The sequence below is a fragment of the Halomonas sp. AOP43-D1-4 genome, from assembly GCF_052446175.1.
Lineage (GTDB): Bacteria > Pseudomonadota > Gammaproteobacteria > Pseudomonadales > Halomonadaceae > Vreelandella > Vreelandella citrativorans.
Map to the genome: position 1 here is coordinate 83,030 of NZ_JBQSVY010000003.1, position 12,184 is coordinate 95,213.

The window sequence follows — 12,184 nt, forward strand, 5'->3', positions numbered from 1 at the left end:
AATGTCCGCTATTACGACTTACCTCGAGCATTTTATCTACGGCTACTATCCCTATCTCGCCGGTACCGTATTTCTGTTTGGGAGCCTGGTGCGTTTTGACTACGGGCAGTACACCTGGAAGACCGGCTCCAGCCAGATGCTGTCGACCAAAAACATGCGCCTGGCCAGCAATCTCTTCCATATCGGCATCATTACCATCTTTTTTGGCCACTTGGTTGGTCTGCTTACTCCACACTGGATGTATGAGCACTTTCTTCTCCCTAGCACCAAGCAACTGCTTGCCGTGGTGATTGGTGGTATTGCCGGCGTGTTGTGTGTGATCGGCGGGGCGATGCTGCTTTATCGGCGGATGTTCAATCCACGTGTGCGCGCCTCATCGAGTAAAATGGATACGCTGATTCTGGCTATTTTGCTTATTCAGGCATGCCTTGGGCTGACGACCATTTTCTTCACGCTGGGCCATATGGATGGCGAAATGATGCTGACATTGGCAAGCTGGGCACAGGCCATTGTGTTCTTTAACGGCGGCGCAGCGAACTATCTGCAAGATGTTTCCTGGATATTCAAGCTGCATATCTTTTTGGGGCTAACCATTATCCTGTTGTTCCCTTTCACTCGGCTAGTGCATGTATGGAGCGTGCCTTTCGGTTATCTGACCCGGCGCTATCAATTAGTGCGTAAACGCGGCTAAGCGCTAATTTATCAGGAGAGTTGTTATGCAAATGATTGATATCGAAGCGCTGCCAAGTGAAGCCACGCTACCATTGATACAGGTGGGCAGCCGCGCTATTGAAGAAAGCGACATTGCCCATGAAATGCAGTATCACCCGTCAGACAGTGCGGGGAGTGCCCAGCTTAAGGCTGCGCGGGCGTTGGTTGTCCGTGAGCTGCTGTGTCAGCAGGCCCAGGCGCAAGGGTTATTGGCTGATAATGAAACAGCGGATGACAAGGTGATTGCACAGCTTCTAGAGCAAGCGCTGAACGTGCCGGAGCCCAGCACCGAAGATTGCCAACGCTTTTATGCGCACCACCCCGAGCGTTTTAGTGAGCCCACACGCTTAAAGGTGCGTCATATTTTGCTGGCTGCGGCGCCTGAAGATGCTGTGGCTCGGGATGCACACTATCAGCAAGGCGTAACACTGCTGGAAACATTGAAGGACGATCCTGCGCGCTTTACGGAGTTTGCCCAGCGCCACTCAGCGTGTCCTTCCAACACCCAAGGTGGGGAGCTCGGCTGGTTGGCCCAAGGGCAAACGGTTGCTGAACTTGACCGAGTGCTACACCACTTACCCAACGGCCTTCATGAGCGGCCCATTGCCTCCCGCTATGGTTGGCACTTGGTGGTGGTTGATGCCCGCGAGGAAGGGCAGTTGCTGCCTTACGAAGCCGTTACCGAACGTGTTCGCCATCACCTGGAGGAACAGGCAACGCGGCGCGCATTGCGCCACTACCTGTTGTCATTAGAGGCGGAGATAGGCGTCCAGGGAATCGCGCTTGACGACGACGCGGGCGGTAGTCTGATGCAATAGGACCACTCTGCGTGGTTATCGGCTTGCCCGGACTTTATGGAACCATTTCTTTCTTCTAAGGTTGAAGTGATATAGGAAAAAGGAGAACGGTCATGGAACATGTCGATAAGTGTCAGAAATGTGGTAAGGAATATATCGCCGACGCAAACGATACGGAAAATGCCCTCCCAACGTGTGGCACTTGTGGTGCAGAAATATACAGCGGGGGGGCGAACTCAGAGTTTAGCGTGACAGGTGATAATGATGATGAGCATCCGATTGAAAGGGGATTGCGAAAAGTCACCGATGAAATTACCGGAGATAAAAAGAAAGTTTGATTGAACCGCTTGTGGCTGAAAACTCTCATAGACTCCGCCACCCTTGGCCTAGACGTCGTTACGGCTAGCCAAGGGTCGCAGAACTAAATATCACGCTACATCGTTATAAGCTGGTTGATAACCAAACGCCGGTAAATAGCTGAAAACGCAATTTTGGTACCCTGATGAACAGCGATCATCACTTTCTCCTCCATGAGTTATGTATCAACCCGAATACGGGTGATGAAAGACTATAGGCCTTTTTTCATCTAATGTTACATACTATTTTTAAATCAAAAGAACGTTTCTTATTGTTAATTTGTATTAGAGTGCATGGCGTCCTCAATAAGTATGATAAATAAGATTATAGTTATAACTACTTATGGCTAAGTTTCTACTACTTAACCCGAAGTGGATTAGCAGGTGGCCTCATTGTTTGGCTAGTTGGCTAACTAACAGAGTTACTGCAGGTTAATAAATAAGTGCGTTTTTACTATCAATTATACTATGTTACTTACAGGCTATTTTTAGTGTGGCAATCTCAACCCACTGGACAAGGATGTTCAGCAAGGAGTAGTGAGTCAGGAAGACTCCCTAAGGATGGGCAGGCAGGAAGCTTGCGGAGTGTACAAGGATGCAACGTTAAAGCCCGGCCTCTGGTCGGGCTTCTTGCTTTAAGCGTAAAAGTAAATAACGTATAGCTAGATTATATCGTCGGTTACGTTGGGTTCGCCTTGCCCAAGTGTAAAATAGTTGGCATTGAAATCACTAAATTCTTCTCAGGTGCTAGGCATACATTTCGTTATGGTGGGTAATCCATGAGAATTAAAAAATGAACATGACCGTTTAGCAACCAAACTAGCCTACTCTACAGGTTGTTGTTTAATAATAATTAACAAAAAGCCCTGCCAAGTTGACCTTTGCTGATACCCGTATCTATACCTATAGGCCTAGTGAACATTTATATGAAAGTGACGAGCTAAGGCGTAGCTTTGCCATGGAGGCTTGAATGAGTAAGCAGCTGGTAGGTGATTTTCTGGTTCAACGTTTGGGTGAGTGGGGTGTTAAACGTATTTTCGGGTATTCGGGGGATGGCAGCAACGGCATCATGGGGGCATTACAACGAGCGGGTGACCAGTTCGAGTTCGTGCAAGCCCGTCATGAAGAGATGGCGGCATTCATGGCGTGTGCTCATGCCAAGTTTACGGGGGAAGTTGGTGTGTGTACCGCGACTTCCGGGCCTGGTGCCATTCATCTGCTTAATGGCTTGTACGATGCCAAAAAAGATCATCAGCCAGTCGTTGCCATTGTTGGCCAGCAAGCACGTGCGGCCCTGGGTGGTGAATATCAGCAGGAAGTCGACCTGGTGTCGCTTTTCAAAGACGTCGCCCATGAATTCGTGCATATGGCGACCAGCCCAGCTCAAATACGCCACCTTATTGACCGCGCTATCCGTATAGCACTGGCCGAGCGGACCGTAACGGTTATCATCATTCCCAATGACCTTCAGTCCCAGCCAGCGGTTGAAACACCTGCGCATGCTCACGGTACTGTGCATTCGGGCGTGGGCTACTCAAGCCCCATTACCGTGCCTCATGACAATGATTTGCGCCAAGCCGCCCAAGTGTTAAATGAAGGAAAGAGAGTGGCGATGCTAGTGGGTGCTGGGGCTCTGAATGCGACCGATGAGATTATTCAGGTGGCTGACAGGCTAGGCGCTGGTGTCGCTAAGGCGCTACTGGGGCGTGCAGTGCTTCCTGACGACTTGCCTTTCGTTACCGGATCTATCGGGTTACTGGGTACTAACCCAAGCTGGGAGTTAATGGCCAACTGCGACACGCTATTGATGATTGGCTCAAGCTTTCCTTATTCGGAATTCTTACCGGAGGAGGGGCAGGCTCGGGGTGTACAAATCGATATTGATGGGCGCCAGGTGAGTATGCGTTACCCAATGGAGGTGAACCTCGTGGGTGATAGCGCGACTACCTTACAAGCGCTGTTGCCCTATTTAGAGCAGAAAACAGATCGTGGTTGGCGTCAAGATATTGAGAAAAGTGTTGCCCAATGGTGGGAAGTGCTTGCAGAGCGTGCCATGGCGGAGGCTGACCCGGTTAACCCGCAGCGTGTTTTTTGGGAGCTGTCGCCGCGCCTGCCTGATAACTGCATTCTCACCAGCGATTCCGGTTCCGCTGCTAACTGGTACGCACGTGATCTCAAATTACGCCGTGGCATGATGGCATCGGTTTCCGGTGGACTTGCCACGATGGGAAATGGCGTTCCCTATGCGATAGCCGCCAAGTTCGCTTATCCCGAACGGGTGGCCATTGCGCTGGTTGGGGACGGGGCCATGCAGATGAACGGTAATTCGGAGTTAATTACCATTGCCAAGTATTGGCAGCAGTGGGCGGACCCACGCTTGATCGTTATGGTGCTTAATAACCAGGACCTTAATCAAGTCACGTGGGAAATGCGGGTAATGGAAGGCGACCCGAAGTATGAAGCCTCGCAGGATCTCCCTGACTTTCCTTATGCCGAATATGCCGAGCTTATTGGGCTCAAGGGCATTAAGGTTAGCGATCCCGAGATGCTAGCGAATGCTTGGGAGCAGGCCTTAAGTGCTGACCGCCCCGTTGTGCTGGAAGTTATAACTGACCCTGATGTTCCGCCGATCCCGCCGCATATAAAGCCCGAGCAGGCGAAAGCCTATATGTCAGCGCTTTTGCACGGCGATCCGGACGCGCTGGGTACGGTTAAAGCCTCATTTCGGCAGTTCGCCCGGCAGATAACCCCCAAGCTTCGCAAGCACTGACACCCCAAGCCGCATAAAAGGAGAGTCTCATGTCGTTAAAAGCCTTGGCTATCAACTGTACGCTTAAAGCGTCACCCGCAGCGTCTTCTTGTGATCGACTTATATCCGAGGCCTTGGCAGCGCTTGAGCGCCATGGCGTCACTGGCGAGAAAATCCGTGCTGCGGATTTTAATATTAAGCCCGGTGTGACATCGGATGAAGGTGAGGGTGATGATTGGCCGCAAATACGAAAGCAGATTCTGGATGCCGATATCTTCATCCTGGGTAGCCCTATCTGGTTGGGCCATCACTCCAGTATCTGTCAACGTGTATTAGAGCGACTGGATGCGTTTCTTGGCGAAACCGATGAGCAGGGACGAATGGTCTCGTATGGTCGGGTCGCCGGTGTCGTGGTGGTAGGTAATGAAGATGGCGCTCATCATATTGTTGCCGAGCTGTTTCAGGGGCTAAACGACGTTGGTTTTACCCTTCCTGCCAACGCATGCACCTATTGGGTGGGTGAAGCCATGCAGGGAGTCGACCTCAAGGATTTTGAGAAGACACCAGAAGCGACTCAGAGCGCTACGGCAGGCCTGGCGCTTAATTGTGTTCACTTGGCCACGTTATTAAAGCAGAACCCGTATCCACCACAAGAGAGCTAGGCGCTGAATGTGCTATAGGTGCACATACGCAGTTAATTCACTTCTCAGCTAAGCTGTAAAGGTATGTCGCACACAACACAAGGAGTAAGTTTAAATGGCATTTCCGAAACGATGTGCCCAATGTGGCAGCGAAGACTACCGTTTCCCTGAAAACACAGACGAAGATGACAATATCTACTGCAGTGCCTGCAATGCCGTCGTGGGAAATAAAAAAGAGCTGGCGAAAGAGGAGTTGGATAATGAAGGCGAGGGCGACCACCAGGTTGAGACGCTGCTTAGATCGTTAACGGGTAAAAAATAGCGGCCTCCTTCTGCTTGCTACATTATTATCGTCCACCAGCCTGTTAGCTGTCAGGCTGGTGGATGTTCAGCCGTCGTACTGTTATCGATACTACTAAGTCGTTGCATATTTTTTGTTAAGTTCATTAACGGCTTCATCGGCTTCAGGCTTGGTCGCACAACGTTTGCGTACCAAATCGCCATCTCTTTCTTCCTCCTCACGCAAGTCTACGACCCACCACTCAGGCTGGGCATCAATTTCAGCGCCTTCCTGAACCGCTCGATACACCATAAACGTCGCCATCATCCGCTCCCTGGTTTGAAATCCTTTTATAACGTAGCTGATGGCGTGCGGCTTGAATACGACGTCAGCCACCTGCCAATCAGTTTTAAAAACCTTCTTAACATGTATTAGGTCACGGGCTGTTAGCTTGGAAATACCGGTCAGGCGAGCTAGCTTGAAATGGAGCTGGCGGCTCATGGATTCTGAATAAGAGGGAGAGAAGGGTATGGATAACCACACGCAAGGCCAGACAGGAAACGGGTTGGACGTCATCAATATTTTAACGACTGACCACCAGGAAATGCTGGAGCTACTTGCCCAAGTAGAAAGCAGTAACGACCCCGAGCAACGTCGAGTCTTGATAGACGCCGCTATTGCCGAAGTGATGCGCCATGCCGTTGCTGAGGAAATGTATGTTTACCCTGCTATGGAGAAACATATTCCTAATGGGCGTGATGAAGTTGAGCACGATAAGAGAGAGCATGATGAATTGGTCAACGTGATGAAGAAGCTAGAGGATGTCGATGCGTCAGACCCCACGTTTATGCCGTTGACTAAAGAGATGGAAAAGCAGCTTCGCCACCACATTGATGATGAAGAGTCCGACCAATTTCCCAAACTACGTAATCATATACCCGTTGATGAACTTATCGACTTGGGGAATAAAGTCGACGCTGCCAAAAAGCTAGCGCCGACACGGCCGCACCCTAGCGCACCTCATTCTGAGCTATTTCATAAGAGCGTCGGGCCGGGCGTCGGCATGGTTGATCGGCTACTGGATAAGCTTCAAGGCCGTCATACCGGTTAATAGGCTTTTGAAAACCTGCCATCTGAAATTTATGGTTCGTTGCCGAAAGCCCCATGGTGTGCCGTGGGGCTTTCGTTCGTTGAGTTGTTAACTATTATACGGCATAACGGTACTGCAGAAATTTTCTTTCAGGGAATGCCTATGTCGATGTTTTTCCAGCGTCTTAAAGAAGTGTCTTCGCCTGCTGTTGGCCTTGGTTGTATGAACTTGTCTCATGGTTATGGTCAGCAGGTGTCTGAAAAAGACGCCCTGCGAGCATTGCATGAAGCGTTTGAAATGGGGTATCGGCACTTTGACACCGCGACACTGTATGGGGCCACGGCGAATGAGCGCTTACTGGGCAATGCCTTAAAAGACAAGCGCCAAGCGCTGTTGTTGGCCAGTAAATGCGGTATGGCGATTGATGCTGAGACGGGAAAGCGGGTTATCAATGGTCGACCAGACATACTACGCCAACAGTGTGAGGCAAGCCTGACACGTTTAAAGACCGATCATATCGATATCTATTACCTGCACCGGCTTGATCCCGGCGTACCCGTCGAGGAGAGTGTCGGCGAACTGGGTAAGTTGGTCGATGAAGGCAAGATAGGCGGTGTGGGGCTGTCGGAGGTTTCAGCAAAAACGCTTTCCAAAGCGCATAAGGAGTATCCCGTAGCAGTAGTGCAGTCAGAGTATTCCCTCTGGACACGCAACCCCGAAATTGCGCTCATTAAAGCCTGCCAAACACTGGATGTGGCGATGGTTGCATTTAGCCCCTTGGGTCGTGGTTTTTTGGCAGGAGCGATTCAGGTCGATACAGTGTTTGGTGAGGGCGATATGCGGGCTAACATGCCTCGTTTTAACGCTGACAATCTGCCTAAAAATCTAGCGGTGCTTTCACGCTTTCAGGCGCTAGCCCAAGCGCTTGACGTGACTACCGCCCAATTGGCACTGGCCTGGGTAAAAGCACAAGGTGGCCATATAGTGCCCATTCCTGGGACTTGCTCAATCGCTCATATGCGTGAAAACCTGGCAGCCGATAGTTGGGTGCTCGATAAAAACTATCTCAGTGACCTCAACTCAATGATGACACCTGATCAGGTAGCCGGTGAACGGTATAGTCCAGCGCAGCAAGCGGACATCGATACGGAAGAGTTTACTCAGTAGACTAGAGATAGGGCGCTATTTTTCATGGCAGGTTTTTATCGAATACCGCTATTGCTTTCAGCCTGCTTTAAGCTAGCATTCAGCAAAAGGCTGGCTATCGCCAGCCTGGTTCAGGAAAGCCGCCATGATCAAAGCTTTAATCATCTGTTTTGCAGTGCTTTTCGTACAACTTGCGGTGCTACATGTGGTTGATGCCCGGTTATATGCCTCGCAGGATATTCGCCAAACCGCCAGCAGCGCGGTGACTCCGCTGAAAAAAGATGAAGAAATAGAGAGCTAGAAATCGAGCATTAAACACCACGACTGGCGATGACAATATCGTCAGTCGTGGTTTTTTCTGCAAGATGCCGCTATTCAAATCCGTCAATTCTTTCGTTAGAAGAAAGTTGAGTACTTTACATGAACGAAGCGATAAGGACTTGCGTCTGGAACTTGGTAACGGCATGCTGGTCTATTGTTAGCACTATTATTTGGGGAGCATACGTAGATGGCTTATAACGATCTGAACACGGCACAAACACGATCCAGTGGTGTTGCCAACAGCGTCAGCACCAATAAGGTACTGCGCAATACCTACGCATTATTGGCAATGACACTGCTTTTCTCCGCAGTGACCGCTGGCGCATCAGTGGCTATGGGTATCCAACAAATGAACATCTTTGTGTTCTTTATTGGGGCCTACGGCTTGATGTTCCTGGTACATAAAACGGCAAATTCTGCGGCTGGCTTGCTGGCCACCTTCGCTTTTACCGGTTTTATGGGGTTCACACTGGGACCCATCATTTCAGCCTATTTAACGCTCCCTAATGGTGGCGCGCTGATTATGAATGCGCTGGCAATGACAGGCCTTACCTTCTTTGGCCTTTCAGCGGTTGCGTTAACGACCAAGAAAGATTTCAGCTTCTTAAGTAACTTCCTGCTGGCTGGCGCTATTGTGCTAGTGCTTGCGATGGTTGCTGGCTTGATCTTCAACATTCCTGCCCTGTCACTGATGGTATCAGCAGGCTTTGTTCTGTTCGCCTCAGCGGCCATCCTGTATCAAACCAGTGAAATCATTCATCGCGCTGGTGAAACGAACTATATTCTGGCAACCGTTACGCTGTATGTTTCTATCTACAATCTGTTTATCAGCCTGCTTTCAATTTTAGGTATCATGAGCAACGACTAACCAATAGCGTTGTCAGCTGGTAACCGGACAGACCCTACTTGTAGGGTCTGTCTTTTTTTGGCTATCCGATTCGAGAGACGATAATGGAGTATGGTTTATTGGTGATGGGTGCGCCGTATACCAGCCCCGCACCACACTCTGCTTTAAGGTTTGCTCGTACGCTGCTGGCACAGGGGCACCACTTGTCGGGCGTATTTTTTTATCATGAAGGGGTGCACAACGCGTCTTCACTCATGGCCCCACCCCAGGATGAGCTTAACCTGCACGATGCCTGGGTCGAATTACACCGCGCGCATAACGTTCCCCTGGACGTATGCATAGCGGCGGCACTAAGGCGTGGCTTGGCAAGTGAAGCGGAGGCGCTGCGTCATGGTAAAGCATCGTTTAATATAGATGCGCCCTTTGAGTTAACCGGGCTAGGGCAGTTGTTAACCTTACAGCAGCGCTGTGATCGTTTTATTACGTTTGCCTAACAGGAGAGCTAATGGCTGAGTCAAACAGCTTGCTGGTTATCATTCGTCATGCTCCTTACGGCTCCAACCTGCTGCGAGAAGGGCTGGATACAGCGCTGGTAGCAGCCGCATTTGGACAGCCTGTAGACCTGCTGTTCCTTGGGCAGGGCGCTATGGCGTTATTAAAAGAGCAAGGCAGCGGGGCGCCAGGGCAGAAAGCCAGCCTCCCCACCATCGATATGCTGGAGATGTACGATATCGAGCAGCTTTGGACCACCGAAGAGACCTTGGTTACTCTAGGAGTGCCCGCATCCACGTTGCGAGACGATGTGCAGTTTTTGAAAGCTAAAGTACTACCCGGGTTTCTTCAGCAGTACGCGCAAATACTTAATTTTTAGTGGGATGCTCAGTATGTTGCATATTTTAACCAAGGCGCTAAATAGCGACGCTGCGCAACAGATGCAGCAAGCCGTTGGTGAAGAGGATATCGTAGTACTGACGGAAGAAGGTGTACAAGCGGCGCTGAATACGCACTGGGAAGGTTGGCAGGCGTATCAGTCACGCATCTATCTGTTAGCCGAAGATGTCGCGGCGTGGGGCCTAAATGCTGCCGTTACAGCGAATGGCTTACCTACGGTTGATATGAACGGATTCGTTACGTTAACTGGGCACCACCCTCAAATCGTTACGTGGTATTAATATGTCGGATTCAAAAATATACCGTTATCTTGATTCAGATAAAGAAATTGGATTAGACCCTGAGGGATACTTGGTAGAGCAGTCGAAATGGTCAAAAGCTGTAGCTGAAATGCTGGCCAGTGATGAAGGGCTTGTATTAACTGAAGCACATTGGGAATTAATTAGTGTAATGCGTGATTTTTATAACCGCTATGAAATGGCGCCGGCTATGCGCCCCTTGGTAAAAGCCACGAAGAATGCGCTGGGAGAAGAGAAGGGCAAGTCGATGTATTTAATGTCGCTTTTCCCCGGCAGCCCTGCGAAACGTATAGCGCGGCTTGCCGGGCTGCCTAAACCCACCAACTGTCTGTAGAAGCGGTAAGTTGAAGATTAAGCCAAATCGCCACGGGTACAAACGGACAGAACAACCGCATCATCAGCACTGGTAGACACCAGTGCATGCCCCATATCACTATCAAAATAGATGCTGTCACCTTCAACAAGCAGCAGCGGAGCATAAAACTCGCTGTACAGCATGATATCGCCATGAAGCACCATCAAAAACTCTTCGCCATCATGACGCACCCATTGGTGGTATTCGTCAAAGTTGCGTGCGCGCACAATGGTCTTAAAGGGAATCATGCGCTTTTGAGCCAGCTGGTGCCCCAGTAACTCATGCTCGTAAGTAGGCGTTGGATGTAGCTGCCCTTTGTCTTTACGCGTTAAGTCGCGTCGTCCCATGGTATAGCGTTCACGTTTGGGCGGCGTAAAGAGCTGGGGTAGATCGATATTAAGCCCAGTGGTGAGTTTTTGAACGACGCTAAACGTAGGCGAGACTTGATCATTCTCAATCTTTGAAAGGGTAGAGCGCGCTAGCCCGGTACGCTGGCTAACATCTTCCAGCGTCCATTGGTTAGCCAAGCGAATCTGCTTGAGCCGCGCGCCCAAGAGAAGCGGTTCTACAAACGGTTTGCTGCCGGAGGCAATACGCAGTGCGGCATGTTCTTCAGAAGTGGCGGTCATAATGGTCACATAAGAGACAGCAATAGGGACCATAGTAACATAGCGTTAGCGTCTGCCAGGGTATTCGCGAGTACAGAATATTTAACCTTCTTCTGAAAATGGTAGCCCCAGCAAGGCTCTAATATGCGCCTCCACACCTCTTCCTAATGATTTAGGGTCGTAGCCACCTTCCAGTACAGAGACAACGCGGTTATCCGCATAAAGCGCCGCGATCTCCATTGCCAAATGCGTTATCCAATAATAGTCTTCATCATCCAGGCAGATATCGGCCATCGTATCGTCGCGATGAGCATCAAATCCTGCCGATATCATCACCAGGTCCGGTTTAAACGCATGAAGGGCGGGTAGCCACTGATGCTCAATGAGGCGTCGAAATTCAGCGCTGTCAGTGCCTGATTCTAGCGGCGTATTAACAACGTTGTGCCACTCACTACGCAGATAACGCCACGGGTAAAACGGGTACTGAAAGCTTGTACAGATCAGGACATCTGATCTGCCCTTAAAAATATCGATAGTTCCATTACACTGGTGGACATCAAAATCGAGGATAGCGATACGCTTGGCACCATATACGTCACGTGCATGGGCGGCACCTACGGCGATATTGTTATAAAAGCAAAAGCCCATCGCCTCGCTTGCTTCGGCATGATGGCCGGGAGGCCTAACGGCACAAAAAACATTATCAGCGTGACCCTTAAACACCTGATCGACTGCTTTTATAGTGGCCCCGGCAGCAACCCGGGCAGCTTTTAAGCTATCCGGATTCATGAGTGTTTCGCTGTCCAGGGCGACAATGTCTTCAGCAGGCACACATTTCTCTAAGGCATTAAGGTGCCGGGGCGGGTGTACTTTTGCCAACGCCTCAAAACTGGCTTCTTTGGCATCAGACTGCATGGTCTGCTGTAATAAACCGGCAAGTGAAAGGCGAGCGCGAATTGCTTCCAGACGCTGTGGACTTTCAGGATGTTCTGGTCCCATATGATGCAATGAGCAGTCTGGATGGGTAAGGTAAGAGGTGATCATTCAAGCGCTCCATTGTATTGAGGCCACCTTAATCGCCTCTGGGGCTTGC

Annotated in this window: 17 protein-coding genes; 14 read left to right on the forward strand and 3 right to left on the reverse strand. The window is 50.2% G+C overall.

Annotation, left to right across the window (positions count from 1 at the left end):
- The first annotated feature begins 1 nt into the window (after position 1).
- From narI to ACT3RQ_RS03995, 6 genes are all read left to right on the forward strand, one after another.
- Complete coding sequence (gene narI, locus ACT3RQ_RS03970) at positions 2-691, forward strand: respiratory nitrate reductase subunit gamma (protein WP_444680041.1); 690 nt, start codon at positions 2-4, stop codon at positions 689-691.
- Between the two features lie 25 nt (positions 692-716).
- The gene (locus ACT3RQ_RS03975; protein ID WP_444621628.1) at positions 717-1,529 is read left to right on the forward strand and encodes a peptidylprolyl isomerase; all 813 of its coding nucleotides are present in this window, start codon (positions 717-719) and stop codon (positions 1,527-1,529) included.
- 92 nt (positions 1,530-1,621) lie between these two features.
- Positions 1,622-1,846, forward strand: a complete 225-nt coding sequence (locus ACT3RQ_RS03980; protein WP_172116663.1) for a hypothetical protein — start codon at positions 1,622-1,624, stop codon at positions 1,844-1,846.
- Between the two features lie 988 nt (positions 1,847-2,834).
- Entirely contained in the window at positions 2,835-4,634 is a 1,800-nt protein-coding gene (locus ACT3RQ_RS03985) for a thiamine pyrophosphate-requiring protein (protein ID WP_444680042.1), read from the forward strand.
- A gap of 29 nt (positions 4,635-4,663) precedes the next feature.
- Complete coding sequence (locus tag ACT3RQ_RS03990) at positions 4,664-5,275, forward strand: flavodoxin family protein (RefSeq protein ID WP_193054574.1); 612 nt, start codon at positions 4,664-4,666, stop codon at positions 5,273-5,275.
- A gap of 94 nt (positions 5,276-5,369) precedes the next feature.
- On the forward strand, positions 5,370-5,576 hold the full coding sequence (locus tag ACT3RQ_RS03995) for a hypothetical protein (protein ID WP_193056413.1): 207 nt from the start codon (positions 5,370-5,372) through the stop codon (positions 5,574-5,576).
- Between the two features lie 93 nt (positions 5,577-5,669).
- Here the strand turns inward: ACT3RQ_RS03995 and ACT3RQ_RS04000 are convergent, their stop codons facing one another.
- A complete protein-coding gene (locus ACT3RQ_RS04000; protein WP_172116773.1) occupies positions 5,670-5,858 on the reverse strand; it encodes a hypothetical protein in 189 nt (62 codons plus the stop codon).
- Positions 5,859-6,063: 205 nt separating this feature from the next.
- Between ACT3RQ_RS04000 and ACT3RQ_RS04005 the strand changes: the two genes are divergently transcribed.
- From ACT3RQ_RS04005 to ACT3RQ_RS04040, 8 genes are all read left to right on the forward strand, one after another.
- Positions 6,064-6,645, forward strand: a complete 582-nt coding sequence (locus ACT3RQ_RS04005) for a hemerythrin domain-containing protein (RefSeq protein ID WP_444639908.1) — start codon at positions 6,064-6,066, stop codon at positions 6,643-6,645.
- Between the two features lie 141 nt (positions 6,646-6,786).
- Positions 6,787-7,791, forward strand: coding sequence for an aldo/keto reductase (locus ACT3RQ_RS04010; protein ID WP_444639907.1), 1,005 nt, complete (start codon positions 6,787-6,789; stop codon positions 7,789-7,791).
- Positions 7,792-7,915: 124 nt separating this feature from the next.
- The gene (locus ACT3RQ_RS04015; RefSeq protein ID WP_444621632.1) at positions 7,916-8,071 is read left to right on the forward strand and encodes a hypothetical protein; all 156 of its coding nucleotides are present in this window, start codon (positions 7,916-7,918) and stop codon (positions 8,069-8,071) included.
- Between the two features lie 207 nt (positions 8,072-8,278).
- Positions 8,279-8,959 carry a Bax inhibitor-1/YccA family protein gene (locus ACT3RQ_RS04020; protein WP_193053578.1) on the forward strand — a complete coding sequence of 227 codons (681 nt, stop codon included), beginning with the start codon at positions 8,279-8,281 and terminating at the stop codon, positions 8,957-8,959.
- 83 nt (positions 8,960-9,042) lie between these two features.
- On the forward strand, positions 9,043-9,432 hold the full coding sequence (gene tusD / locus ACT3RQ_RS04025; protein ID WP_172116654.1) for a sulfurtransferase complex subunit TusD: 390 nt from the start codon (positions 9,043-9,045) through the stop codon (positions 9,430-9,432).
- An 11-nt stretch (positions 9,433-9,443) separates the two neighbouring features.
- Entirely contained in the window at positions 9,444-9,809 is a 366-nt protein-coding gene (gene tusC / locus ACT3RQ_RS04030) for a sulfurtransferase complex subunit TusC (RefSeq protein WP_444621633.1), read from the forward strand.
- Positions 9,810-9,822: 13 nt separating this feature from the next.
- Positions 9,823-10,110: a sulfurtransferase complex subunit TusB gene (tusB, locus tag ACT3RQ_RS04035; RefSeq protein ID WP_444621634.1), complete on the forward strand. Its 288-nt coding sequence runs from the start codon at positions 9,823-9,825 to the stop codon at positions 10,108-10,110.
- 1 nt (position 10,111) lies between these two features.
- On the forward strand, positions 10,112-10,462 hold the full coding sequence (locus ACT3RQ_RS04040; protein WP_444621635.1) for a TusE/DsrC/DsvC family sulfur relay protein: 351 nt from the start codon (positions 10,112-10,114) through the stop codon (positions 10,460-10,462).
- A 17-nt stretch (positions 10,463-10,479) separates the two neighbouring features.
- On the opposite strand, the gene ACT3RQ_RS04045 is transcribed toward ACT3RQ_RS04040, so the two are convergent.
- The gene (locus ACT3RQ_RS04045) at positions 10,480-11,112 is read right to left on the reverse strand and encodes a helix-turn-helix domain-containing protein (RefSeq protein WP_172116650.1); all 633 of its coding nucleotides are present in this window, start codon (positions 11,110-11,112) and stop codon (positions 10,480-10,482) included.
- A gap of 81 nt (positions 11,113-11,193) precedes the next feature.
- On the reverse strand, positions 11,194-12,135 hold the full coding sequence (locus tag ACT3RQ_RS04050; protein WP_444621636.1) for a histone deacetylase family protein: 942 nt from the start codon (positions 12,133-12,135) through the stop codon (positions 11,194-11,196).
- Positions 12,136-12,184: the final 49 nt, after the last annotated feature.

Coding starts and splice junctions, on each gene's coding strand:
- ACT3RQ_RS04005 (WP_444639908.1), top strand. CDS start 6,064: ATGGATAACCACACGCAAGGCCAGACAGGAAACGGGTTGGACGTCATC.
- ACT3RQ_RS03980 (WP_172116663.1), top strand. CDS start 1,622: ATGGAACATGTCGATAAGTGTCAGAAATGTGGTAAGGAATATATCGCC.
- ACT3RQ_RS04010 (WP_444639907.1), top strand. CDS start 6,787: ATGTCGATGTTTTTCCAGCGTCTTAAAGAAGTGTCTTCGCCTGCTGTT.
- ACT3RQ_RS04050 (WP_444621636.1), bottom strand. CDS start 12,135: ATGATCACCTCTTACCTTACCCATCCAGACTGCTCATTGCATCATATG.
- ACT3RQ_RS03995 (WP_193056413.1), top strand. CDS start 5,370: ATGGCATTTCCGAAACGATGTGCCCAATGTGGCAGCGAAGACTACCGT.
- ACT3RQ_RS04015 (WP_444621632.1), top strand. CDS start 7,916: ATGATCAAAGCTTTAATCATCTGTTTTGCAGTGCTTTTCGTACAACTT.
- tusC (WP_444621633.1), top strand. CDS start 9,444: ATGGCTGAGTCAAACAGCTTGCTGGTTATCATTCGTCATGCTCCTTAC.
- narI (WP_444680041.1), top strand. CDS start 2: ATGTCCGCTATTACGACTTACCTCGAGCATTTTATCTACGGCTACTAT.
- ACT3RQ_RS03975 (WP_444621628.1), top strand. CDS start 717: ATGCAAATGATTGATATCGAAGCGCTGCCAAGTGAAGCCACGCTACCA.
- tusD (WP_172116654.1), top strand. CDS start 9,043: ATGGAGTATGGTTTATTGGTGATGGGTGCGCCGTATACCAGCCCCGCA.
- ACT3RQ_RS04040 (WP_444621635.1), top strand. CDS start 10,112: ATGTCGGATTCAAAAATATACCGTTATCTTGATTCAGATAAAGAAATT.
- ACT3RQ_RS04045 (WP_172116650.1), bottom strand. CDS start 11,112: ATGACCGCCACTTCTGAAGAACATGCCGCACTGCGTATTGCCTCCGGC.
- ACT3RQ_RS03990 (WP_193054574.1), top strand. CDS start 4,664: ATGTCGTTAAAAGCCTTGGCTATCAACTGTACGCTTAAAGCGTCACCC.
- ACT3RQ_RS04000 (WP_172116773.1), bottom strand. CDS start 5,858: ATGGCGACGTTTATGGTGTATCGAGCGGTTCAGGAAGGCGCTGAAATT.
- ACT3RQ_RS04020 (WP_193053578.1), top strand. CDS start 8,279: ATGGCTTATAACGATCTGAACACGGCACAAACACGATCCAGTGGTGTT.
- ACT3RQ_RS03985 (WP_444680042.1), top strand. CDS start 2,835: ATGAGTAAGCAGCTGGTAGGTGATTTTCTGGTTCAACGTTTGGGTGAG.
- tusB (WP_444621634.1), top strand. CDS start 9,823: ATGTTGCATATTTTAACCAAGGCGCTAAATAGCGACGCTGCGCAACAG.